Annotated in this window: 2 tRNA genes; both read right to left on the bottom strand. The window is 47.9% G+C overall.

Going from position 1 to position 384, the window contains the following annotated elements:
* Window positions 1-92: 92 nt before the first annotated feature.
* Window positions 93-168, bottom strand: a tRNA-Ala gene (locus ACT3R4_RS18485).
* Window positions 169-272: 104 nt separating this feature from the next.
* Window positions 273-349: transfer RNA gene (locus tag ACT3R4_RS18480), tRNA-Ile, on the bottom strand.
* Window positions 350-384 lie beyond the last annotated feature (35 nt).

The following is a 384-nucleotide window of genomic DNA, read 5'->3' as shown; positions in this document are numbered from 1 at the left end:
TTCAATGAACAGTGATAAAGCGACGTCTAAAAACGTGCGACTTATCAATGGTCACAAAACAAACAAACGGCGTTGGATAAAAACCAACATAATGGTGGAGCCAAGCGGGATCGAACCGCTGACCTCCTGCGTGCAAGGCAGGCGCTCTCCCAGCTGAGCTATGGCCCCATTTTAGACACTTACCTCTCGGAATTTTATTCATCACAAGGCATTTTATGGCGAAGCATAGCCTGCTATGCGAGTCATAAAATAACGCAGAGATGGATAAAATTTGGTGGGTCTGGGCAGACTTGAACTGCCGACCTCACCCTTATCAGGGGTGCGCTCTAACCAACTGAGCTACAGACCCAAGAGGGGATCGTGCTTAAACCGTTTGCTCTATGA

The organism is Halomonas sp. AOP7-E1-9 (assembly GCF_052376035.1).
Lineage (GTDB): Bacteria > Pseudomonadota > Gammaproteobacteria > Pseudomonadales > Halomonadaceae > Vreelandella > Vreelandella citrativorans.
The sequence above is the reverse complement of the archived record's forward strand: the minus strand, read 5'-3'. Positions and strand labels throughout refer to the sequence as shown.